The sequence below is a fragment of the Halorussus sp. MSC15.2 genome (assembly GCF_010747475.1).
Taxonomy (GTDB): Archaea; Halobacteriota; Halobacteria; order Halobacteriales; family Haladaptataceae; genus Halorussus.
The window spans coordinates 234,484-261,142 of record NZ_VSLZ01000002.1 but is presented as its reverse complement, the minus strand read 5'-3'; the positions used below and the strand labels follow the sequence as shown (position 1 = coordinate 261,142).

The 26,659-nt window shown below is 65.7% G+C and carries 26 protein-coding genes and 1 tRNA gene; 11 read left to right on the top strand and 16 right to left on the bottom strand.

The window, feature by feature from the left end:
* The first annotated feature begins 7 nt into the window (after positions 1-7).
* The 3 genes from gyrB to FXF75_RS08485 all read left to right on the top strand — a co-directional run bounded on the left by gyrB (position 8) and on the right by FXF75_RS08485 (position 6,720).
* On the top strand, positions 8-1,927 hold the full coding sequence (gyrB, locus tag FXF75_RS08495) for a DNA topoisomerase (ATP-hydrolyzing) subunit B (RefSeq protein ID WP_163521461.1): 1,920 nt from the start codon (positions 8-10) through the stop codon (positions 1,925-1,927).
* Between the two features lies 1 nt (position 1,928).
* Positions 1,929-4,388, top strand: a complete 2,460-nt coding sequence (gyrA, locus tag FXF75_RS08490) for a DNA gyrase subunit A (protein ID WP_163521460.1) — start codon at positions 1,929-1,931, stop codon at positions 4,386-4,388.
* 211 nt (positions 4,389-4,599) lie between these two features.
* The gene (locus tag FXF75_RS08485; protein ID WP_163521459.1) at positions 4,600-6,720 is read left to right on the top strand and encodes a hypothetical protein; all 2,121 of its coding nucleotides are present in this window, start codon (positions 4,600-4,602) and stop codon (positions 6,718-6,720) included.
* 30 nt (positions 6,721-6,750) lie between these two features.
* Here the strand turns inward: FXF75_RS08485 and FXF75_RS08480 are convergent, their stop codons facing one another.
* Positions 6,751-7,425: an HAD family hydrolase gene (locus FXF75_RS08480; RefSeq protein WP_163521458.1), complete on the bottom strand. Its 675-nt coding sequence runs from the start codon at positions 7,423-7,425 to the stop codon at positions 6,751-6,753.
* 157 nt (positions 7,426-7,582) lie between these two features.
* Here FXF75_RS08480 and FXF75_RS08475 point away from each other — a divergent pair, with 157 nt between their 5' ends.
* A complete protein-coding gene (locus tag FXF75_RS08475) occupies positions 7,583-8,095 on the top strand; it encodes a hypothetical protein (protein ID WP_163521457.1) in 513 nt (170 codons plus the stop codon).
* 63 nt (positions 8,096-8,158) lie between these two features.
* Here the strand turns inward: FXF75_RS08475 and rocF are convergent, their stop codons facing one another.
* Both rocF and FXF75_RS08465 read right to left on the bottom strand, forming a co-directional pair.
* Positions 8,159-9,079: an arginase gene (rocF, locus tag FXF75_RS08470; protein WP_163521456.1), complete on the bottom strand. Its 921-nt coding sequence runs from the start codon at positions 9,077-9,079 to the stop codon at positions 8,159-8,161.
* An 82-nt stretch (positions 9,080-9,161) separates the two neighbouring features.
* Positions 9,162-10,091: an NAD-dependent epimerase/dehydratase family protein gene (locus FXF75_RS08465; protein WP_163521455.1), complete on the bottom strand. Its 930-nt coding sequence runs from the start codon at positions 10,089-10,091 to the stop codon at positions 9,162-9,164.
* 150 nt (positions 10,092-10,241) lie between these two features.
* Between FXF75_RS08465 and FXF75_RS08460 the strand changes: the two genes are divergently transcribed.
* Together FXF75_RS08460 and FXF75_RS08455 are read left to right on the top strand one after the other, a co-directional pair.
* Positions 10,242-10,775 carry an Rrf2 family transcriptional regulator gene (locus FXF75_RS08460; RefSeq protein ID WP_163521454.1) on the top strand — a complete coding sequence of 178 codons (534 nt, stop codon included), beginning with the start codon at positions 10,242-10,244 and terminating at the stop codon, positions 10,773-10,775.
* A gap of 169 nt (positions 10,776-10,944) precedes the next feature.
* A complete protein-coding gene (locus tag FXF75_RS08455; RefSeq protein ID WP_163521453.1) occupies positions 10,945-12,102 on the top strand; it encodes an NAD(P)/FAD-dependent oxidoreductase in 1,158 nt (385 codons plus the stop codon).
* Between the two features lie 6 nt (positions 12,103-12,108).
* Here the strand turns inward: FXF75_RS08455 and FXF75_RS22535 are convergent, their stop codons facing one another.
* The 5 genes from FXF75_RS22535 to FXF75_RS08435 all read right to left on the bottom strand — a co-directional run bounded on the left by FXF75_RS22535 (position 12,109) and on the right by FXF75_RS08435 (position 15,282).
* The gene (locus FXF75_RS22535; protein WP_309221797.1) at positions 12,109-12,288 is read right to left on the bottom strand and encodes a PKD domain-containing protein; all 180 of its coding nucleotides are present in this window, start codon (positions 12,286-12,288) and stop codon (positions 12,109-12,111) included.
* On the bottom strand, positions 12,285-13,685 hold the full coding sequence (locus FXF75_RS08450) for a PQQ-binding-like beta-propeller repeat protein (protein WP_163521452.1): 1,401 nt from the start codon (positions 13,683-13,685) through the stop codon (positions 12,285-12,287). The genes FXF75_RS22535 and FXF75_RS08450 overlap by 4 nt, the downstream gene beginning before the upstream one ends.
* A 126-nt stretch (positions 13,686-13,811) precedes the next feature.
* Entirely contained in the window at positions 13,812-14,264 is a 453-nt protein-coding gene (locus tag FXF75_RS08445; RefSeq protein WP_163521451.1) for a DUF4383 domain-containing protein, read from the bottom strand.
* 54 nt (positions 14,265-14,318) lie between these two features.
* Positions 14,319-14,753, bottom strand: a complete 435-nt coding sequence (locus FXF75_RS08440; protein WP_163521450.1) for an adenylyltransferase/cytidyltransferase family protein — start codon at positions 14,751-14,753, stop codon at positions 14,319-14,321.
* A gap of 16 nt (positions 14,754-14,769) precedes the next feature.
* The gene (locus FXF75_RS08435; protein ID WP_163521449.1) at positions 14,770-15,282 is read right to left on the bottom strand and encodes a Mov34/MPN/PAD-1 family protein; all 513 of its coding nucleotides are present in this window, start codon (positions 15,280-15,282) and stop codon (positions 14,770-14,772) included.
* A 150-nt stretch (positions 15,283-15,432) separates the two neighbouring features.
* Here FXF75_RS08435 and FXF75_RS08430 point away from each other — a divergent pair, with 150 nt between their 5' ends.
* Together FXF75_RS08430 and FXF75_RS08425 are read left to right on the top strand one after the other, a co-directional pair.
* Positions 15,433-15,987 (top strand): GNAT family N-acetyltransferase, encoded by a 555-nt coding sequence (locus FXF75_RS08430; protein ID WP_163521448.1) that lies wholly within the window; start codon positions 15,433-15,435, stop codon positions 15,985-15,987.
* A 95-nt stretch (positions 15,988-16,082) separates the two neighbouring features.
* Complete coding sequence (locus tag FXF75_RS08425; RefSeq protein ID WP_163521447.1) at positions 16,083-18,026, top strand: DHH family phosphoesterase; 1,944 nt, start codon at positions 16,083-16,085, stop codon at positions 18,024-18,026.
* A 46-nt stretch (positions 18,027-18,072) separates the two neighbouring features.
* Here FXF75_RS08425 and FXF75_RS08420 read toward each other — a convergent pair whose 3' ends face one another.
* Entirely contained in the window at positions 18,073-19,863 is a 1,791-nt protein-coding gene (locus FXF75_RS08420; protein ID WP_309221782.1) for a phospholipase D-like domain-containing protein, read from the bottom strand.
* 79 nt (positions 19,864-19,942) lie between these two features.
* Here FXF75_RS08420 and FXF75_RS08415 point away from each other — a divergent pair, with 79 nt between their 5' ends.
* Positions 19,943-20,185 carry a hypothetical protein gene (locus tag FXF75_RS08415; RefSeq protein WP_163521446.1) on the top strand — a complete coding sequence of 81 codons (243 nt, stop codon included), beginning with the start codon at positions 19,943-19,945 and terminating at the stop codon, positions 20,183-20,185.
* Here the strand turns inward: FXF75_RS08415 and FXF75_RS22040 are convergent.
* The 3 genes from FXF75_RS22040 to FXF75_RS08405 all read right to left on the bottom strand — a co-directional run bounded on the left by FXF75_RS22040 (position 20,174) and on the right by FXF75_RS08405 (position 22,547).
* Entirely contained in the window at positions 20,174-20,329 is a 156-nt protein-coding gene (locus FXF75_RS22040) for a hypothetical protein (RefSeq protein ID WP_205427381.1), read from the bottom strand. The two genes, FXF75_RS08415 and FXF75_RS22040, sit on opposite strands and share 12 nt — an antisense overlap.
* Positions 20,330-20,462: 133 nt before the next feature.
* Positions 20,463-21,749, bottom strand: a complete 1,287-nt coding sequence (locus FXF75_RS08410; RefSeq protein WP_163521445.1) for a HEAT repeat domain-containing protein — start codon at positions 21,747-21,749, stop codon at positions 20,463-20,465.
* Between the two features lie 57 nt (positions 21,750-21,806).
* Positions 21,807-22,547: a protein sorting system archaetidylserine synthase gene (locus FXF75_RS08405; RefSeq protein WP_163521444.1), complete on the bottom strand. Its 741-nt coding sequence runs from the start codon at positions 22,545-22,547 to the stop codon at positions 21,807-21,809.
* 143 nt (positions 22,548-22,690) lie between these two features.
* On the opposite strand from FXF75_RS08405, the gene FXF75_RS08400 reads away from it, so the two are divergent.
* Positions 22,691-23,131, top strand: a complete 441-nt coding sequence (locus tag FXF75_RS08400; protein ID WP_163521443.1) for a plastocyanin/azurin family copper-binding protein — start codon at positions 22,691-22,693, stop codon at positions 23,129-23,131.
* A gap of 145 nt (positions 23,132-23,276) precedes the next feature.
* Here the strand turns inward: FXF75_RS08400 and FXF75_RS08395 are convergent, their stop codons facing one another.
* From FXF75_RS08395 to FXF75_RS08380, 4 genes are read right to left on the bottom strand one after another with little or no spacing between them, the layout of a single operon-like run.
* Positions 23,277-23,912, bottom strand: coding sequence for a 30S ribosomal protein S3ae (locus FXF75_RS08395; protein ID WP_163521442.1), 636 nt, complete (start codon positions 23,910-23,912; stop codon positions 23,277-23,279).
* Positions 23,909-24,229 (bottom strand): KEOPS complex subunit Pcc1, encoded by a 321-nt coding sequence (locus FXF75_RS08390; RefSeq protein ID WP_163521441.1) that lies wholly within the window; start codon positions 24,227-24,229, stop codon positions 23,909-23,911. Before FXF75_RS08390 ends, FXF75_RS08395 begins: the two co-directional genes overlap by 4 nt.
* Entirely contained in the window at positions 24,226-25,422 is a 1,197-nt protein-coding gene (locus FXF75_RS08385; protein WP_163521440.1) for an exonuclease RecJ, read from the bottom strand. Before FXF75_RS08385 ends, FXF75_RS08390 begins: the two co-directional genes overlap by 4 nt.
* Positions 25,423-25,890: a 30S ribosomal protein S15 gene (locus FXF75_RS08380; protein ID WP_163521439.1), complete on the bottom strand. Its 468-nt coding sequence runs from the start codon at positions 25,888-25,890 to the stop codon at positions 25,423-25,425.
* 500 nt (positions 25,891-26,390) lie between these two features.
* On the opposite strand from FXF75_RS08380, the gene FXF75_RS08375 reads away from it, so the two are divergent.
* Positions 26,391-26,462, top strand: a tRNA-Ala gene (locus FXF75_RS08375).
* The last annotated feature ends 197 nt before the right edge of the window (positions 26,463-26,659 follow it).

Sequence of the window (26,659 nt, the reverse complement as noted above, 5' to 3'; positions counted from 1 at the left end):
AGGTTTTATGAGTCAGGAAAGTGAATACGGGGCCGGGCAAATCCAGGTTCTCGAAGGCCTACAAGCGGTTCGGAAACGCCCGGCGATGTATATCGGTTCTACCGACGCACGAGGGTTACACCACCTCGTGTTCGAAGTCGTTGACAATTCTATCGACGAAGCCCTCGCCGGTTACTGTGACTCCATTGATGTGAGTATCCACGACGATGGCTCGGTCAGCATCGCCGACGACGGCCGGGGCATCCCCGTGGACACCCACGAGGAGTACGACAAGCCCGCCGTCGAGGTCATTCTGACCGTCCTCCACGCCGGCGGGAAGTTCGACAACAAGTCCTATCAGGTCTCCGGCGGTCTCCACGGCGTCGGCGTCTCGGTGGTCAACGCCCTCTCGGAACACTTCGAAGTCGAGGTCAAGCGCGACGGTGCGCTCTGGCATCAGGAGTTCGAACAGGGCGAACCGACCACCTCGCTGGAACGCGTCCGGGACCTCGAACCCGACGAGGAGACGGGCACCGAGATTCGGTTCTGGCCCGACAGCGAGATATTCGAGACCACCGAGTTCGCCTACTCGACGCTGGAGAGTCGCCTGCGCGAACTCGCCTTCCTCAACTCCGGGGTGGCCATCTCGCTGTCGGACCGGCGCGAGGAGGACGGCCAATCGGACACCTTCGAGTACGAGGGCGGCATCCGGGAGTTCGTCGAATATCTCAACGAGACCAAGACGCCCCTCCACCGGGAGGTCATCTACTTCGAAGACGAGGACCAGAACATCCAAGTGGAGGTGGCGATGCAGGCCACCGACGAACTGCAGGGGTCGATTCACGCCTTCGCCAACAACATCAACACCCGCGAAGGCGGCACCCACCTCACCGGGTTCAAGACCGCCCTGACGCGGTTCGTCAACGACTACGCCAACGAGAACGACCTGTTGGCCGACTTGGACGAGAACCTGAAGGGCGAGGACGTGCGCGAGGGCCTGACGGCCGTCATCTCGGTCAAGCACCCCGACCCGCAGTTCGAGGGCCAGACCAAGACCAAACTCGGCAACAGCGAGGTCCGGGGCATCGTGGAGTCGGCGATTCACGAGGGACTCTCGACCTACTTCGAGGAGAACCCCGACACCGCCGAGTCCATCGTCTCGAAGGCCGTCGAGGCCGCGAAGGCCCGGAAGGCCGCGAAGAAGGCCGAGGAGTTGACCCGGCGGAAGAACGCGCTGGCGTCGACCGCCCTCCCCGGGAAACTGGCCGACTGCCAGTCGCGAGACCCGTCCAAGTCCGAACTGTTCGTGGTCGAGGGCGACTCCGCAGGAGGGTCGGCCAAGCAGGCCCGGGACCGCGAGTTCCAAGCCATCCTCCCGCTGTTCGGCAAGGTCCTCAACGTCGAGAAGCACCGCCTCGACCGGGTGCTGGAGAACGACAAGATTCGGAACTTCATCACCGCCATCGGCACCGGCGTCGGCGACGAGTTCGACATCGACGACGCGCGCTACCACAAGATAATCATCATGACCGACGCCGACGTGGACGGCGCGCACATCCGGACGCTGTACCTGACGCTGCTGTATCGGTACATGCGGCCGCTGCTCGAAGCGGGGTACGTCTACGCGGCCCAACCGCCGCTCTACCGCATCCGACACCGCGGCGAAACGTACGACGCCATGACCGAGGAGGAGCGCGACCGCATCATCGAGGAGGAGTGCGACGGCAAGCCCTCGCAGGTCCAGCGGTTCAAGGGACTCGGCGAGATGAACCCCGAGCAGTTGTGGGACACGACGATGAACCCCGACAACCGCATCCTCAAGCAAATCAACGTCGAGGACGCCGCCACCGCGGACAAGATGTTCTCGGTGCTGATGGGCGACGCAGTCGAACCGCGCAAGCAGTTCATCAAAGAACACGCTACGGAAGCAGAGTGGGTTGACATCTGATATGAGTTCGGACACGTCCGACCTCCCGAACGAGGTCGCAGAGCGCGTACGCAACGTGCGCGTCGAAGACGAGATGGAGCAGAGTTACATCGACTACGCGATGTCGGTCATCGCGGGACGGGCCCTGCCCGACGTTCGAGACGGGTTGAAGCCCGTCCACCGGCGCATCCTCTACGCGATGCACCGGTCGGGCATCACCAGCGGCGCGAGTCACCGGAAGTCCTCGAACATCGTGGGCGACACGATGGGTGACTTCCACCCGCACGGCGACAAGTCCATCTACGACGCGCTGGCGCGGATGGCACAGGAGTTCTCGATGCGGTACCCGCTGGTGGACGGGCAGGGTAACTTCGGGTCCGTGGACGGCGACCCGCCGGCGGCGATGCGGTACACGGAGGCCCGAATGGCCCCCATCGCCGAGGAGTTGCTGGCGGACATCGACATGGACACCGTCGATTGGCAGTCCAACTACGACGACCGACTTCAGGAACCGGAGGTGCTGCCGTCCGCGTTCCCGAACCTGCTGGTGAACGGGTCGTCGGGTATCGCGGTCGGGATGAGTACGAACATCCCGCCCCACAACCTCGGCGAGGTCATCGACGCGACGGTGGAACTCATCGAGAACCCCGACGCGACCGTCGAGGACCTGATGGAACACGTCAAGGGTCCGGACTTCCCGACCGGCGCGAACATCGTCGGCAGGAACGCGGTCCACGCCGCGTACAAGACCGGCCGGGGCCGCATCCGCGTCCGCGCGGAGTTCGAGGTCGAGGAGCGCGAGAACGGGAGCGACCGCATCGTCATCACGGAACTCCCCTACCAGACCAACAAGGCTCGGATGGTCGAGAAGATAGCCGACGCCGTCAACGAGGGGAGCATCGAGGGCATCCGGGACCTCCGCGACGAGTCCGACCGCGACGGCATCCGCGTCGTGGTCGAACTGAAGCAGAACGCGATGGCCGAGGTCGTCAAGAACCAACTCATCGAGGGGTACCTCGAGAAGACGTTCGGCGTCATCAACCTCGCGCTGGTGAACGGCGAACCCAAGGTGCTGTCGCTCAAGGAGACGCTCCGGCACTACCTCGACCACCGCAAGGACGTCGTCCGGCGTCGGAGCCAGCACGAACTCGCCGAGGCCGAGGACCGCGCCCACATCCTCGAAGGCCGACTCACGGCGCTGGAGAACGCCGACGACGTGGTCGATATCATCCAAGACGCCGAGGACCGCGACGAGGCGAAGGCCGACCTCCAGACCGCCTACGACTTCTCGGACGAGCAGGTGGACCACATCGTCCGGATGCAACTCGGTAGCCTCACGTCGATGGAGGCCGCCGAAATCGAGGACGAGTACGAGGACGTGCAGGCCCGCATCGAGCGCCTTGAGACCATCCTCGGCTCCGAGTCCGAACTCCTCTCGGTCATCAAGGAGGAGCTACTGGAAGTCAAGGAGGAGTACGACGACGACCGACGGACCTCCTTCATCGAGAACACCGACGAGGTGACCCGCGAGGACCTCATCGCCGAGGAGGACGTGGTCGTGGTCGTGACCGAGCAGGACTACGTCAAGCGGATGCCCGTCTCGCAGTTCGACGCCCAGAACCGCGGCGGCAAGGGCATCATCGGCGGCGACATCAAGGAGGGCGACCGGGTGTCGAAGGTGTTCCGCGCAAACACCCACGACTACCTGCTCTGTTTCACCAACCACGGGCAGGTCTACCGGCTGAAAGCGTACGAGATTCCGGAGATGTCCCGCACCGCCCGGGGCAAGTCTGCGATAAACCTCCTCGACCTCGACGACGGCGAGGAGATTACCGCGGTCGTCAACACCGACGACTTCGAGGACGACGAGTGTCTGAGCATGGTCACTCGCGACGGCTACGTCAAGCGGACCGACACCGAAGAGTTCGACAACATCCTCTCGACCGGCATCATCGCCGCGAAACTGGAGGACGGCGACGAACTCGTAGACGTGAAGGTGACCGACGGGACGAAGGACCTGCTCATCGCCACCGCCAACGGCATGTCGATTCGGTTCGACGAGTCCGAGGCCCGCGCGATGGGCCGCAACGCCCGCGGGGTCCACGGCATCGAACTCCGCGGCGACGACGAGGTAGTCGGTATGGTCGCGGCGGCCGACGACACCGACGAGAACTTGCTCACCGTCACCGAGCGCGGATACGGCAAGCGCACGCCGCTCACCGAGTACCGCCGACAGTCGCGCAACGGCTACGGGCTGATGGACATCAAGACCGGCGACCGCAACGGGTCGGTCACGTCGGTGAAGGCGGTTGCGCCCGACGACGACCTCATCATCATGAGCCAGGCCGGTCAGATTATGCGGATTCGGGCCGACGACATCTCGGAAGTCGGCCGGAACACGATGGGCGTGAAAGTGATGGAACTCGAAGGTGCGGACCAAGTCGCCAGCGTGGACGTGGTCCCTGACACGGACGAACAGTAGCCAACCACGACGGTTCGGACGTCCCCCGGCCGCGGCGACGTTCGCCTTTATTCTTCCCCGGAACGAAGCATTATTTTTACCTCATCCACACTAAAGCATCTAGCTTAGTTCTTCTTTTTACTCCTTGGTATAAGGTTATTAACTAAATCCGGTGCCCGAATACGTCCCACCGAACGTCGGCACTGACCCGCCAGACGTTCGAGAGGAACCAATGAACCACGAACACAACGATGCGGACGACAGCACAGCCGAATCTGAACGCTTCCTCGACCGGCGCGATTACCTCAAGGCGACCGGGGCCTCGGCCGTCGCGTTCGCCGGCGGAATCGGGTCCACCGGCACCGTCGCGGCGGCACCCACGAACACCGGTTCCGTGTCCGGGTCGGGATACTCGACGACCGACCACGGCGATTACGTCGAAGTGACCGTCGGCCAAGACGGACAGTGGGTGTGCAGTCTGGGCGACGGCGACACGCTCTCGAACTATCTCATCGACATCACCGCGACCAACGCCAACGCCCAGATAAACCCCTCGGGCGGTGGCTGGACCGTCGAGAACGTCGGATTCAAGGGGATAAGCGACGACGCGGGGAACTACCCGAAGAAGCACGTCGCGCCGCTGGTCACCTCGGGGGCGACCGGCACCATCCGCCACCTCTACATGGGCGACGGAGCAGTCACCGACAGTCGCAAGGGCGCTATCTGGGTGGACCCCGACCACGCGGGCGAACTCCTGATTCAAGAGGCCTACATCGCCGGGTGGGCCGACAACGGACTGTACGGGAGCGCTCCCGGAAACGGACCGAACCACACCAACCCGGGGAACGGCGGCACCGTCAAGGTGAGCGACTCTTACAGTGCGGACAACGAGACGTCGAACTTCCGCCTCGGGACGACCGGTTCGTACCTCGACAACTGCGTCATGGAGGGCGGTTCCCACCGGTCGTACTGGGGCTACTACGAGGACACCGAGCTACGGAACTGCGACGTCACTGGAGCGCCTATCGTGGTCGGCGAGGACGCCCACGAGAAGGGCAAGACGGCCACGGTCACGGCGGACAACTGTCGGTACGACGTGGACGTGGTACTGGCCACGTCGACCAACGAGTTCTCCGGGAGCAGTCAGGGTACTCCCGACGCGACTCCGCCCGACTGCGTCCCGACGACCCCCGAAGAGGCGGCCAAGGGGTCCGGGTGCGGGAGTAGCACCGAGGGCGTCATCGATGACTTCGAGGACGGTGACCTCTCCGAGTACGCGTTCGAAGCCGGGAGTTCGTACGCGAATGTCGTCTCGTCGCCGACACACAGCGGGTCGTACGCGCTTGAGTTCGCGGACGCGAGTCCCGGTGCCATCAGCACGTCGGGATTGAACGCGTATCCGAGCGCAGGCGACACGTTCAGTTACTGGGTCCGGGCGTCCGGCGGTGCGGACAACCTCAACGTCACGTGGGGCGTTCAGGACCACGACAACCGTTACTACGCCAAACTGAAACCGAGTAGCGGCGAGTTCTACCTGTTCACGTACGAGAACGGGAACGGCCAGAGCCATTCCAACGAACACCACCTCTCGCTGTCACAGGACACGTGGTACGAAATCGAGATACAGTGGGCCACCGACGGCACGCAGACCGCGGTCCTGTACGACGCCGGTGGGACGCAGCTTGCCCGAATCTCGATGACCGACTCGACGTGGTCCTCGGGCGGGGTGGGGTACGACGCCTACCTCTCGTCCGGCGAGAGCGTCTACTTCGACGATGTCCGGTTCGAGTCGTCCGCGACCGTCGTGGAGGACTTCGAGGACGGGGACCTCTCGGAGTACAGCGGGAACACGGGCGGGTACCGAGTCCAGAGTTCGACGGTCCTCGAAGGGTCGCGGTCGCTCGAAGCGACCTCGACGTACGCCCAAATCGCGCGCACCGACGTCACGACCGAACGCGGCCACGAGTACCGGTGTCGAATCGAAGCCGGGAGCGGAACCGGCGCGGAACCGAGTCTCCTCGCCTGCGTGCAGGACGCGAGCGACCCGCTTCGGGACTGCTACTGGGCGTTCCCCGACGTGAGCGCGGGCGAGTTCAAACTCATCCGCCGGGACGGCGACTCCTCGACCGTCCTCGACTCGGTCACTTACACGCTGCAGGAGGCCACTCAGTACGAACTCGCGCTCGAACTGGCAACCGACACGGTGAAAGCCGTCCTCTACGACAGTTCGGGGTCCGTCGCGGCCGAAACCACCGCCGTCAGTGACTCGACGTACTCGGGTGGTGGCGTCGGGTTCTACACCGGCGGCGGCACGCCCGGTTACTACGACTACGTGACGAAGACGCCGCTGTAACGGTCCGCCGGCCGGCGGACCACCCGCCGGCTATCTCCGTGACCGACCGTCAGCTATCTCTGTGATTCCCCACAGGTCTCGGACCTCGTAGGTCGGTTCGACCGACAACTCGACGCCCTCGCAGTGGTCGCGCCGGACGAACGCCGAGTCGAGACCTGCGCGGTGGGCCGCCACCACGTCGCTCTCGCTGTCGCCGACGTAGAGCGCGGAGTCGGCGCCGAGGTCGGCCAGCGCGCGGTCGAGGTAGTGGGGGTTCGGCTTCTTCTTGTCGAGACTCTCGACTCCCATCTCGCGACCGTAGTGGGTGCCGAACAGGTCGCGGAACTCGCAGTGGTCGAGGATGAACTCGATGGTCGCGTGCTGGTTGGAACTCACGATTCCGAAGTCGTGGTCGAGGTCCGCGAGCGCCGCCACGTCGTCGTAGCGCGCCCGCGTACCCTCGCGGAACTCGCCGCGCTGAGCCTCCGAAGCGTGGCGGTCCCGGGCCGTCCAGAACTCGTCGGGGTTCAAATCGTAGGCTCCGCAGACCGCCCGGAGGCTCTCGGGGGTGACGCCCCGGAGTACATCGGCGAGGTGTTCCTCGGCGGGAGACTGGACGCCCACCGCGCGGAACGCCGATTCGGCCGCCCGTCGGAGGGTCGCGTCGGCCGGCGGTTCGACCAGCACGCCGTCGTTGTCGAATAGAATCGCGTCGTAATCCGGCATCGTCACGTACGCCGCAGAGTGCGGACTTGGTAGTGATGGTTTCCGGTTGCTCGGCCCATGCTCTCGTCGAAGTTCTGTATTACCGTTGTCCGGACCGAAGAGAGCGTATCCGGCACGGTTATGATAATTGGGGACGTATGTCAAGGTTGGTGGTGAGATGGCAGAGAAAGCCGCGGTCGGGCAACCGGAACGAGCGAACGAGACCGATGCGGGACTCCGGAACGGCGTCCGCCTGATGTCCTTGGCCGGACTGGGATTCGTCGGATACGGAGTCGTGTTCCTGTACAGAACCTTCTTCGGGACGGGCTTCGAGTTAGGAGTCGATACTCTCGGGGGAGTAACGAGAGCGGACCTCGCTTCGAGCAACCCCGAGATGTTACACTACATCAACCACCTCCACGTCGCCGTCTCGGGTCTCCTCGTCGGGGTGGGCATCGGCGTCGCGGCACTGGCTTGGTACGGGGTCCGGAGCGGTCAGTCGTGGGCGTGGGCGACCGCTGTCGTCGTTCCCGTGGTGTCGCTCGGTTTCGCGCTCCCGATGCACTACTTCGAACTGTTCGGCCACGATTGGCTGACGCATCTCGGACCTATCTACGTGGCGACCCTCCTGTTCGTCGTCGGTGCGGTGCTGTCGTACCGCGGCGTGAAGTCGGTGGACCGAGCGACCTGAACGAAAAGCCGCACGCTCCGCGACCGCCCTCCCGACTCGTCGGGATTCGACTTCGGACGAGGTTCAAAGAATTCGCTTGCCGAGCGCGCTCGCCGCGAGTTCGGTCGCCAGTTCCGCGGTCTCGTTGTGCTCGTCCAGAATCGCGTTGACCTCCACGACCTCCAGCGACCGCAGGATGCCCTCGGTCTCGTCGCGTTCGGCGACGGTCTCCAGCGCGGAGTGAGCCTCTCGGTAGTTGACGCCGCCGCGGACCGGCGTCCCGACGCCCGGCGCTTCCTTGGGGTCGAGCCAGTCCATGTCGAGGCTGACGTGGATACCGTCGGTGCCGTCGGTCGCCACGTCGAGTGCGTCCTCCACGACGGGGACGACGCCGCGCTCGTCGATGTCGGACATGGTGAAGGCGGTCACGTCGCTCTCCCGAATCGCCTCGCGCTCGGCGTCGTCCAGACGCCGGAGACCGACCATGGCCACGTTCTCCTCACTGAGGTTCGGGGCGTTGGCCCACTCGGTGTCCGCGAAGTCGCCGATTCCGAGTAGCGCCGCCAACGGCATCCCGTGCACGTTGCCCGACGGCGAGGTCGCGGGCGTGTTGAAGTCGCCGTGGGCGTCGAACCAGATGACCCCGATATCGGCGTCGCGGGCAGCGCCCGTCACCGTCCCGATGGCGATGGAGTGGTCGCCGCCGAGGACGAGCGGGAACTTGCCCCCGTCGAGGGTCTCGGCCACTTCGTCGGCGAGGTCCGTACACACCTCGGCGGTCTCTTGCAGGAACTTGGCCGAACCCGTACTTGGTTGGACGGTCTCCGGGTCGCGCTCTTCGGCCCGCGGGACCGGCAAATCGCCGGCGTCGGTCGTTTCGACGCCCGCCGCTCGGAGTTCGTCCGCGAGTCCTGCGTATCGGATGGTAGACGACCCCATGTCCACGCCCCGTCGGTCTGCACCGAGGTCCATCGGAACCCCGATTATCTGCACCTGTCGGTTCATGGTCGAAGCGTCTTGGGCCGAGGGTAAAGAAGACGTGATTTCGTTTCGACGCAGATATTGCGAGCGCGGCGGGAAACGAGTCTTACTTGTACGGCGCGCAGACCTCTTTCAGACCCTCCTCGAAGCTGATTTCGGGTTCCCAGCCGGTCGCCTCCGTCATCTTCGAGCGGTCGGCCATCGTGTCGTGGACGAACATGTCGTCGGGGATGGGGTTCTCGACGTGCTCCGGTTCGACGTCCGAGTCGAGTTCCTCCTTCAGCATCTCGACGACCTCGTTGGCGCTGTAGGACTCGCCCGTACCGAGGTTGTAGACGCCCGTGAGTTCGTGGTCGGCCGCGAGTTCGAGGCCCCGAACGATGTCCGAGACGTGGGTGAAGTCGCGGGTATGACTGCCGTCGCCGTAGATGACCGGCGACTCGCCGTTGGCGATGTCGTGTGCGAACTGCGAGATGATGTTGGCGTACTCGCCCTTGTGTTCTTCCGACCCGCCGTAGCCCTGATACACCGAGAAGAAGCGCATCCCCGCGACGTTCATGTCGTGGGCGTTGGCGAAGTACTCGCCGTAGCGCTCGCGGGCGAGTTTCGAAGCCTCGTAGCCCGTGCGCGCCTCCACGTCCATGCTCTCGGGCGAGGGTTCGGTCCGACTCCCGTAGATAGACGAAGTGGAGGCGTAGACCACGGTGTCGCACCCGTCCTGTCGGACCTGCTCGACGGTGTTGGCGAAGCCCTCGACGTTGACGCGGACGCCGTCGCGGAGTCCCTCGATGCTGTCCTCGTGCATCGTGAGCGACGACAGCGCCGCGAGGTGGAACAGCACGTCCACGCCTTCGGTCGGAAGGTCGTCGTCCACGACGCTCACGTCGTGGAACTCGACGGACTCGTCCAGATTCTCGGGCGTGCCGAGGTAGAGGTCGTCCACCGCGATTACGTCGTTGTCCGCCGCGAGGTAGTTCGCCAGATTCGAACCGATGAAACCCGCACCGCCGGTCACCATGACGCGTTTGTCCTGCATAGTTGGACGCACCGCCGCCACTGCCAAATCGCTGTCGCTCCGTCGTCCGGATGCGAGACCGTTAACTGTAGTCGGTCCGAAACCCGAAATCCCGCGGTCCTTTCGTGCGGTTCGCCGCATTTAAGGCAATCTATTGCCAAGGTTTGTGTAATGTCGTCAATCGAACTGACCGCGAGTCAGAAGAAAATTCTCCGCGCACTCGTAGACCTCCATCGGGAGACCGAAGACGCAGTCAAAGGTGAGGACATCGCCGACGAGGTGGACCGCAACCCCGGCACCATCCGGAACCAGATGCAGAGCCTGAAGGCCCTCCAACTGGTCGAAGGCGTTCCCGGTCCCAAGGGTGGGTACAAGCCGACCGCCAACGCGTTCGACGCCCTCGGCGTTCAGGACATGGACCAAGAGGCCGAAGTGCCGCTGTTCCACGAGGGGGAGGAAGTCGAGGAGGCGAACGTCGGTGAGATAGACCTCGCCAGCGTCCACCACCCCGAACTCTGCCGCGCCGAAATCCACGTCCGCGGGTCGGTCCGCGAGTTCCACGAGGGCGACTCGGTCCGCGTCGGTCCAACGCCGCTGTCCAAACTCGTCATCGAGGGGACCGTAGACGGGAAGGACGACACCAACAACATCCTCATCCTGAAGATAGCGTCGATGGAAGCGCCCGCCGAAACGCCCGAACACTAACTCTCGTTCTCTTCTCTTCGACGCTCCCCGGTGGTGGCCGACCGAAATCGTTCGCCCGCGCAGAACTCGTCCGACCGGGAGACACCGCTCGCTGACCCTGCTTGTCATTCCCAATCGTCCGTACGTGACTTCCAAAGCCTTTGTATCCGAGGCCTTCGCAGGTTCCGATATGACTGAGAAGGTCGTCGTACTCGGCGCCGGTTACGCCGGTGCAGGCGCGGTTCAGCGATTGGAAGAGGAACTACACCACGCCGACGCCGAGTTGACGTGGATTTCGGAGAACAACTACCACCTCGTGCTCCACGAGGCCCACCGGGTCATCCGCGACCCGAGCGTGGAGAAGGACATCACGATTCCCGTCGGCGACATCGCTAGCCCGAGCACGGAGTTCGTGCAGGCGCGAGTCGAGAGCGTCGATACCGACGACCAGACAGTCGAACTCGACGGCGAGGACTCGGTCGAGTACGACTACCTGCTCGTCGCGCTCGGGAGCCAGACCGCCTACTACGGCATCCCCGGGATGGAGGAGAACGCGCTGACGCTCAAGAACCTCGACGACGCCCACGAGATTCACGACCAAGTCGAGCGGGCGGCCTCGCAGGCCTCGCGCAACGACCCCGCGACGGTCGTCATCGGCGGCGCTGGCCTGTCGGGTATCCAGAGCGCGGGCGAGGTCGCGGAGTACCGCGACGAACACCGCGCGCCCATCGACATCTACCTCGTGGAAGCGCTCGAAGAAATCATGCCCGGACAGGACTCCGAACTTCAGGGGACGGTCCGGCGACACCTCGAAGAGGCCGACGTCGAAATCCTGACCGACGACCCCATCACGGAGGCCACCGAGGACGCCATCGAGTTCGACGAGGGCGACCCCCTCGACTACGACGTGTTCGTCTGGACCGGCGGTATCACCGGACAGGACGCGCTCGACGGCACCGAACTCGACAACGAGCACAACCGCGTCACCACGGAGTCAAACTTCCAGACCAGCGACGAGAGCGTCTTCGCCATCGGCGACTCGGCCATCATCGACCAAGGCGAGGACCCCGCACCGCCGACCGCGCAGGCGGCGTGGCAGGCCGCCGAGGTGGCGGGCCAGAACATCGCCCGCGCCATCAACGACCAACCGCTGAAGACGTGGACCTACGACGACAAGGGGACGCTCATCTCGGTCGGCGAGACCGCGGTCGCCCACGACGTCGATTCGGTCCCGATTCGGACGTTCAACTCCTACCCCGCGAAGTTCCTGAAGAAGGCCGTGGCCGCGCGCTGGATTGCCGACCTCACGTCGTGGCCCCGCGCGCTGAAGGCGTGGGACTCGCTGTAGCGACGACTACGCGTCCAGCGTCGGTCTGACGCGAACCGCGCGAGTCATCGTGTCGGTGCGGCCGTCCGCACCGACCGCCCGCAACGTCGCCCTTTTCTTCCCCGACTCCTCGTAGGTGTGGTTGGCGAACTGCCCGGTCGCGTCCGCAGTCCCGTCACCCGTGAAGTCCCACTCGTAGCGGGCTATCGGCCCGTGGTGAGTCGCCCCCAGAACGTGACTCGCCTGCCGACGCGAATCTCGTGTTCGGGACCGGGTCCCGTGTTCTCGAAGACGAAGTTCGCCTCCACGCTCGCGTCCCCGGTCTCCGAAAAGGCGTAGAGGTGGTCGCAGGCCACGTACACGGTCCCATCGACGACCGCCGGTTGGGAACTCGCGCGCGACGTCTCGCCGAGGGCGTACCGCCAGCGACAGGTCCCCGCGCGGGCGTCGAGCGCGTAGACCGCGGCGTCGTATCCGCCGACGTACACGGTGTCGCCGACAACCGCCGGGGGTGAGAATCGGTCGATGCGGGCCATCGGATTCCGGTCTGCGGAATCGACGGCGAACTGCCAGCGCTCCTCGCCGGTCGTCGCGTCGAGCGCCGTGAACGCGCCCTTCGTGGGGACGTACAGGGTGTCGTGAGCCAATGCCATCGTCTGGTTCATGGGTTCGTCTCCGACCCACGACCACGCCACCTCGCCGGTGTTCGCGTCCAACGCGACGACCCGGCCCAGACCCTTGTCGATGTCGTGGGACCCGCCGCCGACGAAGACCGTCCCCTCGCCCACTGTCGGCGCGGTTCTGACGAACTCGCAGTCGTCCGGATACTCGTACGTCCAGCGTCGCTCGCCGGTCGCGGCGTCGAAGGCGTGGAGTCGGTGTTCCGAGGTGCGCCACGTGCCCTCGCTGGCGAACACGCGTCCCCGACGGACCGCCGGTGAGTACGCGATTCCGTCGGTGGTGCCGTACTCCCACCGGTGCGCGCCCGTCTCGGCGTCGAGTGCGACCAACCGCTCGCGGCCGCCGAGGAAGACCGTTCCGTCGGCGACCACCGGGGTTCCGACGTTCGCCGCGTCGGCGTAGCGCCAGCGCTCCTCGCCGGTCGCCGCGTCGAGCGCGTACAGCACGTCCTCGGACCCGAAGGCGTAGACGGTCCCGCCGAAGACCGTGGGTCGCCCGAACGACGCGTCCTCGAACGTCGCTTCCCACTTCCGTTCGCCGGTCTCGGGGTCCACCGCGTAGACACCGTCGCTGGTCCGGTCGTCGCCCCATCCGCCACGGCCGCCGACGTAGACGGTACCGTCGGCGACCACCGGGCCGGTCGTGAACTCCCAGAAGTGCCACGTCGGGAGACCCCGCTCGGTCGGACCGGTCGTCGCGTGGTTGTAGCTCGTGTTTCCGGCGTCGAACCCGCGGGTCCGCCAGTCGGGGTGGACGCCGGACCGCTCGCCGGTATCGTCGTCCGAGTCGCCGTTCCGTTCACTGCCGCCGCGTCCGTCGCCGTCCCCGCCTCGCTCGCCGAGTGAGACGTCGCCGAACGCCGCGACGCCGACGCCCGCCAGCAACCGTCGCCTGTCGTCGTCCACGTCTGTGGGGGAGACCATAGGTCGGTCTATCGGACGGCCGGAAACGGCTTTGTTATAATCTAACTATCAGGTATAGTCGGCGAGTGACGTCGATAACGGCGGGATAAGGAGGGTCTGGAGACGGGCGTGACCCCTGAACGGGTCTCACGACCGCATCGCGGTGCGCAGACCGAGCACGGAGACGATGGCGTGACCGAGGTTCCCCCAGCCATCGACGGCGAAGACGCCGATGCGGTGGACGCCTCGCTCGAAGCCGAATCGCCGCCAGCCGACGGCGGCCAGCGTCGCGAAGACGACGGCGCTCAGTAGGGCGTGTCTCCGGGCCGACCCCTCGTCGCGACTGGCGCTCAGGCCCAGCAGTCCCCACAGGAGGTGGAACAGCGCGTGGGGACCGTTGACAGCGACGACGCCGAGGAACAGTCCCGGCTCCGTGTTGACGAGTCCGTCGTCGTTCCCCTCGACCGCCGGACCGACGAGACCCGCGAGTCCGGCGAACGCGTGGACGAAGCCGAACCGCCGGACCGAGTCCGTCACGCTCGGCGTCCGTTCGGTCCGCTCCGGGCGCTCTGCGTCGGAGTAGCTACGTGTCCGTGTCATGCTGAGTCCGGTGGACGTTGCGCGCCGAGACGGGAGTGTCTGTGGGCCGGGCCGTCAGCGGTCGCCGCGCTCGGCGAGAATCCGGTCGATGATGCGGCCCGTCGAGAGCAGTTCGCCCTCGTACTCCGGGTCGCGGGGACTCGCCCGACGGACCTCGCAGTCGATACCGCGGCGAGCGAGTTCGTCCGAGATGGCGGTCTCGTCGTGGTGTTGGTCGTGGCCGAGGGCGATGACGTCGGGGTCCAGTTCCTCGATGGGCGCGAAGATGTCCTCGGGGTGACCGACGCGGGCGTCGTCTACCACGTCGATGGCGGCCACCACGTCGCGGCGCTGGCGGTTCGGCAGAATCGGCGGGTCCTTGTGGGTGACGTTCTCCCTGCGCGCGACGATGACGGTGAGCCTATCGCCGAACGCGGCGGCGTCCCGGAGGTAGTGGACGTGTCCGGGGTGGAGGAGGTCGAAGGTTCCCTGTGCGATGACGTGGGTCATGCTGAGTCCTCGTCGGTCATGGTGAGTCTGAATCCTCGCCGAGGTCGTAGTCCAACTCGGCGTCGATGTCGGCCTGCGTGAAGTCGAAGAACGATTCGCCCTCGGGGAGCGAGACGTCGAGGACGTCCAACTCGCGAGGTTCGCCCTCCCGGTCGAACGCCTTCCAGTCCTCGTCGTCGTAGGGGTAGCCGATGATGATGTGGACCTTCCCTTTCCCGAACGTGGCGAGGTCCTCCTTGCTCGGCTTCAGAACGCCGTTCGGGTGGGAGTGGACCGACCCGACGGAGTTGAAGTCGTTGGGTATCTGGCTGGTCTTGACGGTCGCGCTCACAGAGTTGGTCTCCGTGCCCGGGATGACCAGCACGTCGGTGATGACGGTCCCGTCTCGTTCGAGTCCCAGCGACCGGGCGTCCTCGCCGCGGAGAAAGCCCATGTACTCGTGGGGATGGGCGTCCTCGGAGGCCGCGAGGGCGAACTGGAGGGCGTCCTCCGCGATGCCGAGTATCTCGCTCGACCGGAACAACCGCATGGTGAAATCTCCGGGCGGGCGCGTTCTAAAGGTTGCGAACCGCTACCCGCGACCTCGACACGGAGACGACGCGCTGCGGAGGGGAGTTTGAGTGATTCTAGTTCACGCATCTCAAAAACGCATTAGTCGGCGCTCTCTGTCTCGTTCGATATGCCCGGACCAGTCTTTTTGGAGGGTGAGGAAGTAACGCTTCGACCGGTAGAACCGGCCGATATCGAGTTCGTCCAGCGGTGCATGAACGACGCCCGGGTGTGGAGACCCGCCCTCGACGTCAATCCGACGAACTACGACCAGTGCGAGGAGTTCTTCGAGAACGTCGTCTCGGGCGAAGACGGCGTCCACTGCCTCGCCTGCGACGGCGACGAGCCGTTGGGAATCGTGGCGTTGACCGGGTCGCAGTACGGTCCCACCGAGACCGCCCGCTCGCGCGACGCCGAACTCGCCTACTGGTTCGCGCCCGAACACCACGGACAGGGGTACGGTTCCGACGCCGCCGAAACGATGGTAGCGTACGCCTTCGACGACCGGAACCTTCGGCGGGTGAGTGCCCAAGTCGGTAGTTTCAATGACGCTTCCGCTGGCCTCTTGGAATCGCTTGGATTCGACCACGAGGGGACGCTCCGCGAGGCGGCGTGGTTCCGCGGGGAGTATCACGACGTGCTCTGCTACGGTCTCCTGCGGGAAGACTGGCGAGCGGAGCGGTAACCGTCACAAACCGAAAGCGGTCCCCGTGGGACGCTCGCCGACACGAACCCAGTTGCAAACCCTTAAAATCGGGCGAACCGAAACAACGGCCAAGAATGACATCTACCGATACCTCCGGCGGGGTCGTCGTCTACGACCTCGACCCGGACTGCACCCTCGAAGACGTCGAAGAGGGTAACTACTACCACGCGACGGTCAACGGCGTCGTCGATTACGGCGTCTTCGTGGACCTCTCCGAGTCGGTCTCCGGACTCGCCCACGAGTCCAACTACGACGGGAGCTACGAGGTCGGCGAGGACCTCGTGGTCGAACTGACCGAAATCCGAGAGAACGGCGACCTGAGTTTCGACCCCGTCGAACTCGACGAGTACGAGACCGTCGAGGTAGACCACGACTACGACATCGCCGACGCGGGCGAACTCGGCAGCGCGGTCGGCGAGACGGTCCACCTCGAAGGCGAAGTCGTCCAGATAAAGCAGACCGGCGGCCCGACCATCTTCCACGTCAGCGACGAGACGGGCGTCATCCCGTGCGCGGCGTTCGAGGAAGCGGGCGTCCGTGCCTACCCCGAGGTCGAAATCGACGACGTGATTCGAATCACCGGGCAGGTCGAGGAGCGCGACAACGCCCTGCAGGTCGAAGTCGATAGCCTCGACGTGCTGACCAACGGCGAGGCCGAGGACGTGCGCGAGCGCCTCGCGGCGGCGTTCGAGGAGCGCGCGGAACCCCACGAGGTCGAACCGCTCGTGGAGTGGCCCGCGCTGACCCAGATGTTCCCCGACCTCCAGCAGGTCGCCAAGCAACTCCGACGGACCGTCCTCGAGAGTCGGCCGATTCGGGTGCGCCACCACGCCGACGGCGACGGGATGTGCGCCTCGATTCCGGTCCAGTACGCGCTGGAGCAGTTCATCCAAGACACCCACCAAGACCCCGAGGCCAAGCGCCACCTGTTCAAGCGCCTCCCGAGCAAGGCCCCCTTCTACGAGATGGAGGACGTGACTCGCGACCTCAACTTCGCGCTGGAGGACCAGGCCCGTCACGGTCAGAAACTCCCGCTCCTGCTGATGCTCGACAACGGGAGCACCGCCGAGGACGTGCCCGCGTACAAGAACCTCGCGCACTACGACATCCCCATCGTTGTCGTTGACCACCACCACCCCGACCCCGAAGCGGTCGAACCCTACGTGGACAACCACGTCAACCCGTACCTCTACGACGAGGACTACCGCATCACGACCGGGATGATGTGCGTCGAACTCGCGCGGATGATTTGGCCGCCGATAACCGAGGAACTCCGTCACGTCCCCGCGGTCGCGGGCATCTCGGACCGCTCGAAGGCCGACGTGATGACCGACTACGTCGAACTCGCCGAGTCGGAGGGCTACGACGAGTCGTTCCTCCGCGAAATCGGCGAGGCGCTCGACTACGAGGCCCACTGGCTGAAGTACGACGCGGGCCGCAACCTCATCAACGACGTGCTGAACGTGGGCAACACGGTCGAGCCGGCCTCGAAGAGCGGTCGGAGTTCGGCCGACGACGGCGACGGCGAGGAGCGCCACCGCGAACTCGTCGAGTTCCTCGCGGAGACCGCCGAGTCCGAGGTCGAGGACCAACTCGACGCGGCGATGCCCCACGTCGAACACGAACGACTCGACAGCGACGCCCACCTCTACCGCATCGACGTGGAGAACCACGCCCATCGGTTCACCTACCCCGCGCCGGGCAAGACCACGGGCGAAATCCACGACCGGAAGGTCCAGCAGACCGGCGAACCCGTCATCACCATCGGCTACGGACCGGACTTCGCGGTCCTCCGGAGCGACGGCGTGCGCCTCGACATCCCCGAGATGGTCACGGAACTCAACGAGGAGGTCGTCGGCGGCGGCGTCTCCGGCGGCGGCCACCTCGTCGTCGGGTCCATCAAGTTCGTCCCCGGCATGCGCGAGGAGGTCCTCGACGCGCTCGTGGAGAAGATGGCCGACGCCGAAATCGACGAGGAGTTGCAGAGCACGACGGTCGGCCACGAGCAGGACGACTGACCGCCTACATCCGTAGGGCGCTTCTCTCAGTCCTCGACTCCGTTTCTCAGTTCTCGAACACCACCTCGCGTTTCGCGTACAGGAGGGCGACGAGCGCTCCGACGGCAACTGCCCCGAGCAGACCGACCGGGACTCGACCGCCGCTTCCGAACCCGTCGTTCGCGCTCGCCCGCCAGTCGGCGTCGAACGCGCGGGCGTAGAATCCGCCCGCCTCCTCGCCGCGTAATACGACCGCGACTTCGCGGTTCGCCCTCGCGGAGTGGTTGTTCCAGTTGAGGCTTCCGACGACTGCGGCGTCGCCGTCCACGACTACGCCCTTGGCGTGAATCTTCCCATAGCGTCCTCGCGGGTCCGCCATGCGTGCCTCCAGTGGCAGGCCCTCCGCTTCGGCACGGCGGTTCAGCCACTCGACCAGTTTCCGGTTGTCCTCCTCGACGTACCACGCGCTGCTCAGCAGGACTCGGACCTCGACGCCCCGACGGGCGGCCCGCACCGTCGCCCGTAACAGCGAGTGCTTTCGCCCGCCGATGGCGACCTGTTGGACGCGAATCGACTCGTCGGCGGCGTCGAGCGTCGAGACGAGCGACGCCTCCGCGTTGTCGGGCGCTATCAAGACGCCGCTCGAAGAGACGTTTACGCGGTCGGGAGCGACCGCCTCGGAGTAGGTGTCGTTCGCGGGCGCACCGTCCGCGGGGTCGAAACTCCGGCCGCGTCTGAACTCCGACCACGGAGTTGCCCCGCGCCACCCCGCGTCGGCCCTGAACACGTCGGCCAGACGACTCGCGACCGCCTCGCTCCGGACGACCGCTCCCCACCCGCGGTTCGAGTGGCCGCCGGTCCCCGACGGCTTCCAGTTCTCGGTCAGGACCAGCGCCCGGTCGTCTGCGACGGCGTACTTCGCGTGGTGGAAGTCGTAGCGTGCGCGCGGTCCGCCGAGGACTCGGACCTCGACCCCGCGAGCGGCCAACGAGTCGAGCAGTTCGGCCGACCTGCGGGAGAGACCGCCGACCGGGGAATCGTCCACGAGTACGCGAACTTCGACGCCGCGTCGAGTCGCGGACGCGAGCGCGTCGGCGACTCGCTCGGAGGCGAACGTGTACCCGGCGAGGAGGATGCGCCGGTCGGCCCGCCGGAGGGTTTCGATGGGAACCGCGGGCGAGTCCGGGAGGACGAAGGCGCGGGCGTCGGTCGGTCCGGTTCGGGCGACGCCGAAGTCGGTCGCGCCGAGCGGAGTCCACCGCCACCCGGCCGTCCCTGCGGACCCTTTCGTCTCGACAGTCAGGTCGTCCCCGCTCCGGACGCGACGAAAGCGTTCTCCTTCGGGAGCGTCCTCGTAGGTGACGGTCGCAGCGAGGCTATCGTTTACATCTGTTCTTGACGTTCTCGCTGCGGTTCCGTCCCAGACCAGCCGAACGGTCTCACCCCCGTTCGCCAGTGAAAGACTGCCAGCGACCGCGAGGACGCGGGCGTCTGTCAGGTTCCGTGCGGTTTGAGGGACGGCAGAAACCGCGACTCGGCCGGAAACGGTCGCGTTCGGCAACGATACCGTCGTTTCACCGTCAGCGAGCGACCAGTTCGAGAGGTTCGACCGCTCGGAAAACCGCACGACGACGAACTCCCCCGTGTCGCCGTCGGCCACGGGATTCGGGTAGAGTGCCACGATTTCTGGCGAGTCGGCCGGACCGATATCGACGGGAGCGTCGTTGGCGGTCGTCTCGCCGACGAGAGCTGTCTCGGCGGGCGTGTTTACAGCGATTGCTGGTGGAATTACTACGAGAACGACTGCGGACAGCACGGCGGCGACGAGAATCGGTGCGGAGTCGGTCGAGAGCGACACGCGATGGATTGGTCCCGCCTCCGGATTTAAACTCTCGGGGACCGATGGCTTTTTGCTCGACAGGTTCGCCGGTGTGACTATGGTCGATTTCGTGCTGGCACTCGAACTTGCGGGATACGCGCTCGGCGCACTCGGTGCGGCGCTGGTCTTCTTCGAGTTCTTCCAACTGCCGAGTTACGTCGAGTACAGCGAGGAGTACAACGACTACAGCGTCGATATCTCACCGATGGAAGTGACAGAACACACCTGGATTGGTCGAATCGGTGCGTTCCTCCTCATCGTCTCGTTTACGATACAATTCCTCGCGGCGCTACTCGCCTGACGGATGAACCACGTCGCGGCAGTCGGGACATTCTGCGAAGCGTTCGGGCCGACCTTCCGACTCGTACTCGATGAGCAGGTAGTCGCGGGTAATCGCCTCGCCGCAGTTCGGACAGCATCCGAGCGTTTGCGTATCGATGGCCATAGTTCGGCTACGTAATACGACGAAAAGGGGGCGCTTTGTTATGGTGTGGCTACTTGGCGCTGTCGCTCGGTAGTGTCGTACTACTCCGCGATTATCGCGGTCAATGTCGTACTGAAAAACCGGTATGGAGCGATTACGCCGGAGTTTCCGACCGGCTCTCGACCGCTTTCTCGGCTTCGGTCTGCACGAGGTACGCCCGGTCGTCGGCGAAGGGGCGGACCGCTTCGACGGCGCGCTCGGTGCCGATTTGGTTGAGCGCCCACGCCGCACTGGCCCGGACCTCGTCTGCCTCGTCGTCTTCGAGGACGTCCGTCAGCGGGTCGATAGCGCGCGTGTCGCCGATGAGACCGAGCGCGCGGGCGGCCTGACTCCGGACCGAGGCGTCGTCGGCCGCGAGTTGGTTCGCCACGTCTTGGGTCGCCTCCTCGCTCCCGATTTCGCCGACGGCCTTCAGCGCGGGCTTGGCGAGACCGGGGTCGGAATCGACGTAGTCGAGAACCGCATCGAGTCCGTCCTCCTCGCCGATTTTACCGATTATCTTGATGGCGGGTTTGTCACGGCGCTGGGCGCGCTCTTTCATCGCGTCGAGCGAGTCGGGGTGGCCCATCCGTTCGAGCGCCTCCAGACAGTGTTCCTCCATGAAGTTCGACTGGAAGTTGTCGAGTCCGAGCAGCACCATGTCGGCGCGCCCGCGCTTCTCCCAGACCTTCAGCGCGTGCCACTCCGGCGGATAGTCCTTGCGGTGGTCCAGAACGTCGTAGAAACCCTGTACCTGCAACTGCTCGCGGGTTTCGAGGTCGTCCCACTCCTCGGCGTCCTCGACGCCCGTCTGCAGGTCGGCGGCCGCCGCCTCCAGTTCGGCGATGGTCTCGGCGTCGTCGTCGGGGTCGAGTCCCGCCTCACCAATACGGACCGCGGTGTCCTCGACTGCGGTCGTGAGGTCGTCGAGGTCCGGCGAGACCGTAACCGAGATGGTGGTGCCGAGAATCTCCTCGACCTCGGTCACGAACGCATCCACTGCTTCCGCCAGTTCCTCGCGGCCGTGTTCGGTCCACTCGGTCTCCTCGATGGTGGTCCCCGCCGCCGACACGTCCTCCACGACGTCCTCGGCGTAGGGGCCGCGGGCCTCTTCGAGGTCGTTTCTGAGCGTCGAGAGGCGGTCTTCCAACTGCTCGCGCGGACTCTCCTCGTCTTCGTCCTCCGGTTCGGGGAGGTCGGCGCGCTCGACGTGGCCGTCTATCTCGTCGAGATGGGCCTCCACTTCGTCGAGGTCCGCTTCCGTCTCCGCGGCGTCGAGGTCCGCCTCGGCCGCGTCCAGTTCCGCCTCAATCTCTTCCTCGGTGAGCGTCGCCTCGACCGACGACTCCTCGGTTTCGGTCGCCTCGGTCTCGGCGTCCGTCTCGTTGTCCTCGTCGCTCATTCGTCCCACCCCGCAAGGCTTACCGGACTCATATGGTCAAAACTCGGTGCGTACACCTCAAGAGCGTTTCCCTTCCACCTCGCGTGGGGCCACCTCGCGGTCGTCCAGTTCGCACTGGGCGTCGCGCCAGTAGAACCGCGGCCCCAGCAGGAGGTAGGCGAGCGCGGCCGCGAGCAGGAGTCGCGGGAACGCCCGCCCGAACGCGGTCGGAGCGAGGATGGCGAGCGCTTGCACGCCGCCCATCGCCAGCGCGTCCCGAGCGAAGAGGTCCGGATACGTCACCTGTGTAACCATCAGGTACGCGAAGGCCGCTGCGGCCGCCAGCAGCACTGCGGCGTCCTCGACGCCCGCCAACACGGCGGTCGCCAGAATCGTCGCCGCGAGCGTGCTCGGGACGCCCTCCGTGTGGCCGTTTCCGACGTCGTACGCCGTGTACAGCCCCAACCGGACCACGGCCATCGCCACGAACAACGCGGGGACGCAGAACGCGGCGACCGCCATCGCCGAAGGGTCGGCCAGTCCCCACCGCTGGCGTGCAATGGCGAACACCAGCGCGGCGGGCGCGACGCCGAACGAGGCGACGTCCGCCAGCGAGTCCAAGTACTCGCCCGCCGGGGTACTTCCCCACTTGCGAGCGACGACGCCGTCGAGTCCGTCCGCGACTGCCGCCAGCAACACCAATCGAGCGGACAGTCCCGGGTCGATGGTCGCGACGACGGCCGCCAGAAAGCCGAGCGCGGCGTTGGCGACCGTCACCGCGTCGGCGACGCCGAGCCGACCGACGAACCGGGGTTCCATACGTGTCGGGTGTGCGACGGCCGTTGATACGTCTTTATATCCGGCTTACTACCGGCGGCCGGACAGGTCCGTTCGTCGCTGCGTCGGGAGTCCCCGAATCGGTTTCCGCATGACCTAAATCGCTCGCGCGCCGAGGGTCGGACATGGACCGCCGAACGTTCCTCGCGGGTGCCGCTGGCGTCGGGTCGCTGAGTCTCGCCGGGTGTAGCGCCCTCCGCGGCGGAAGCGCGAGCGCGAACGAGAGCGAGGACGCCGACTACGACATCGGCATGGGGTCGGCGTTCTTCCGCCCGGAGACGTTCGAAATCGGCGTCGGCGAGACGGTCGTCTGGCGGAACACGGGCAACCGCCGCCACACCGTGACGGCCTACGAGGACCAGATTCCCGACGACGCCGACTACTTCGCGTCCGGCGGATTCGACTCCGAGCAGGCCGCCCGCGACGGATGGACGGACGGCTTCGGCGGGCGAATCAACGCGGGCGCGACCTACGAAGTGACGTTCGACGTGCCGGGCGAGTACCACTACTTCTGCATCCCCCACGAACCGACGGGGATGGTCGGGAAAATCGTCGTGACGGAGTAGACCCCGTCCGGACGCTACTCGCAGTATTCCGACTTCCCTGACCCACCGAGAACGACGGACGGCCGCCTCGGCGGTTTCGGCGTTGCTCTCGGTAACTCGGTCAGGTCGATAAAACGAAAGTCGAATCGAACTCGGAAGTCCGCGCTCAGACTTCGACTTCTTCTTCGTCCACGTCCACCGAGGTCTCCTCCTCGGCGGCGACCTCTTCGGGACGGGCCTCCATCGTCGCCTTCTGAATCTCGACGCGGCGGAGCGGGTAGATGGTCTTGGCCTCGCCGTAGATGGCCGACGAGAGGCGACCCTCGACCACGCTGTCGATGAGGTCCTCGAAGGTGCGGTCCTCCGCGGCCTCCTCGACGATGTCCACCATCGTGTTGCGGATGGCCTTCTCTTGGCTCGCGTCGGCGTCCTTGGTCGTGAACGCGACGGGCTGAATCTGGACGCGGTAGTCGTCGGTCGTCAGGACCGTGACGTACGCCTCGACCTTCGAGGCACCGCGGCGCACGAGGCTCCGCAGGTAGTCGCGGGTGAGTTCGTGCTTGATGAACTCGGTGTACGCCGCGTCGCTGCCCACGTCGTTGATTTTGAACGTGAGCTTGGTGTTGTTCTCGCTGGCGTCGCCCTTCAGCTCGCCCAGCGTGGTCTCGATGTTGCGACCGAGGACCTTGTCCGGTTCGTCTGCGGGGGTGCCACCAAGCTCCTGTCGGTCGAACTGCTCGGGAGCGTGGATGGTGTACCACCGTTTCTCCTGTTTCTGCTTGGATACGGATCGTTCACTCATGATTGGGTTGTGTCGTCTGCGTTCGCTCGCGATTCGCTCGCGTCCGTCTGCGAGCCGTTCGCGTGTCGTCTGGCTGCCTGTGCGACTTCCTGCGCCACCGCGAGGTTCACGACGTAGTCGTCCACCGTGGTCCGGAGACCGCCGGTGGTCTCGCGCTCGATGGACGTCTCGATGACGCCGTCTGCAGCGCGAGTGTCGATTTCGGGCGTGTTGTCGGGGCGAACCGACGCCGCCAGTATCGCGGCGTCGTCGAGTTCGGTCCGAATCGTCGCCGAGCGACCGGCGGACCCGTCCGCGTCGGACTGGCGTCCCGTCACGCTCTGGCCTCCCGGAACGCGGTGAGAAACTCCTTGGCGTCTCTCTCGTGGTCGAACTGCGCGTAGCCGCGGTCGGACGTGCCGCCGCCCGACCCGCCGACCGCCTGCGCGGCCTCGTCCATCGCCGCGCCGACGCTCGCGTCCTCGACTGCGGTCGCGGCCGCTTCCGTCTCGGTCACGACGAGCGCGACCGGTTCGGGCGACCGGAAGTCCCGCAGGAGGCGCGCGACCGTCTCGACGGGGGCCTCGTCCGTCCGGATGACGAACAGTCCGTCGTACCGGCCGGTCGTTGCCTCGCGGAGGACGCGGTGGGCCGCTGCGCCGTGGTCGCGCCACGCGTCGAGCGCGTCGGTGCGTGCGTCGTGACCGAGCGCCAGCGCGACGCCCGTGCCCGGCCGCTCGCGCGCGACGGCGTTCAGCACGTCGGCGTAGCCCTCGACCGTTGCGAAGGGCGCGTCCGCGCCCGCCGAAGCATCGGATTCGCCGTCGGGCGAGTCGTCCGCAATTGCGTGCGGTCGGAGCGCGCGCTCGACTGCCTCGGCGGCCCGGTCGGTCGCGGCGTCCGCGCCGGCGACCGCCAGCGCGAACTCCGAGGCTATCGTGCGGTGGGCTGATACGTCGAGTTCGGCGGGAAGGCCGAGTTCGGCGAGCGTGGCCTGCACCGCGTCTGCCTCGCCCGAGTACTCGGCGTGTGCGAGCGTCGAGTGGGCCAGTCCGTCGGCGAGGTCCGCCGTCGGAACGCCGACACCGGGTCGCCGGTCGAGACCGGCGTCGCGGGCCTGTTCGAGGACGTGAGCGCTCTCGCCCCCGCCCACGGGGTGGCCCGCGGCCGCGACGCCAGCAAGTGCTAGCACCGGGTCGGACGACCCGCTGAGTTCGCTGGCCGCGTCGAAGGCGGTCACGCTCGCCGGGGTCGCTTCCCCCGGCAAGTGGGCGCCCGCGGCGGCGTCGAGACCGATACCGACGGTCGTGTCGTCGGAGTCGGCGTCGGCCACCGACTCGCCGAAGCGCCCGACCCGAATCTGGTAGGGGACGCCGCGTTCGGCGAGCGCGCGAGCCAGCAGTCCGGCCGCGGCGAGACAGTCACCGTCGGCGCGCGCGAGGACTTGAACGAAGTCGGCCTCCCGCAGACCGGCGGCCACGTCGCTGGCGGGCGTGGCTGGCCCGTCGTCAGTTCGACCCGAAGTAGACATTTAGTCCTCGAGGAGTTCCTTGGCGTTGTCGTAGGAGTACTTGAAGTCCTCGTCGAGTTCGTCGCCGCGGTAGTAGTCCACGAGGCGTCGAACCTTCGACTGGGTGTTCTGGAGCGCCCGCTTGTTCTGGGCGTCCTGCGGGTTCTCGTCCATGTGCTCGCGCAGGCGGACGGCCCGCTTCAGCAGGTTGCGGAGGTCCTCCGGAACGTCGCCGTCGGCGTCGTTCTCTTCGAGAATTTCGGTGACCTTCTTACCGGTCGCAAGCTTCACGTCGGGGACCGGCGTGCCCTTGACGCCCTCGTCGCGCAGCTTCAGGCCGATTTGGCTCGGGCTGTGACCCTGCTCGGCCAGTTCGACCACGCGCTCTTCGATGGCGTCTTCGTCTACGTCGCTCCACTTCGGCGGTTCGTCTGCCACGGGCTTGTCCGAGTCGGACGAGCCGCGGCGGCGGGTGTGCATTCGTGCCATAGTTTTCTGGATTGGAACTGCACAGGCCGCTATCGCCGATTGTGAGGTAGGCGTGCTGATGCGTCGGTCTGACGCGGCGCACGTCCGTAATCCCGAGTCGGGCAAGTAGGGAGGCGAAGAACGCCTCGGACCCGACGAGTCAGATTTACGGCTGTGCTGTTCCCGTACACAGGGGAATGGTTTTGTGAGGGTAAAGCTTTTCTATCTGATTCCGTCTACACACGTCTCATCAGGCGTAGAGTACAAAATTTCCCCGGCGCGCGCTGGCGCGGTGCTGTGCGGTTGCTGTAGACTCCTGTGTTCAAGCCTATATCTGGCTTTTCTCTTCTTCCCTTCCGGCCCGAGTGAGTTCTTGCACCACTAAATCCAAAGCCTGTCAGCGTCAAGCCACGGACTCTCCGACACTGACGAGTCGTCGAGCAATGCGTCACCCTTTCCCGGTGGTAGTCGGAATCCGAGAGGTTTATCAGTACCCCCGGACAACGAAGAGATGCGTTCGAGGGCTCGTAGATCAGCGGTAGATCATCCCCCTGGCACGGGGAAGGCCTCGGGTTCAAATCCCGACGAGTCCACTCCCGTTTTACCGCCGTTCCGAGGGAAACTAAACCGACAGAGGAGCGTCTTTTCCTCCCGGAAAACGGAGAATCGCCGTTCTCGAACACCCCCAATAGAAAGCGAGTAGCTTCGCATCCGGAACGCGGGTCGCCGCCTTCTGGCGGTCATATTAGGGGACAGAGGTGGTCGGCGTGAGCGTCGAGTACTACGCCGC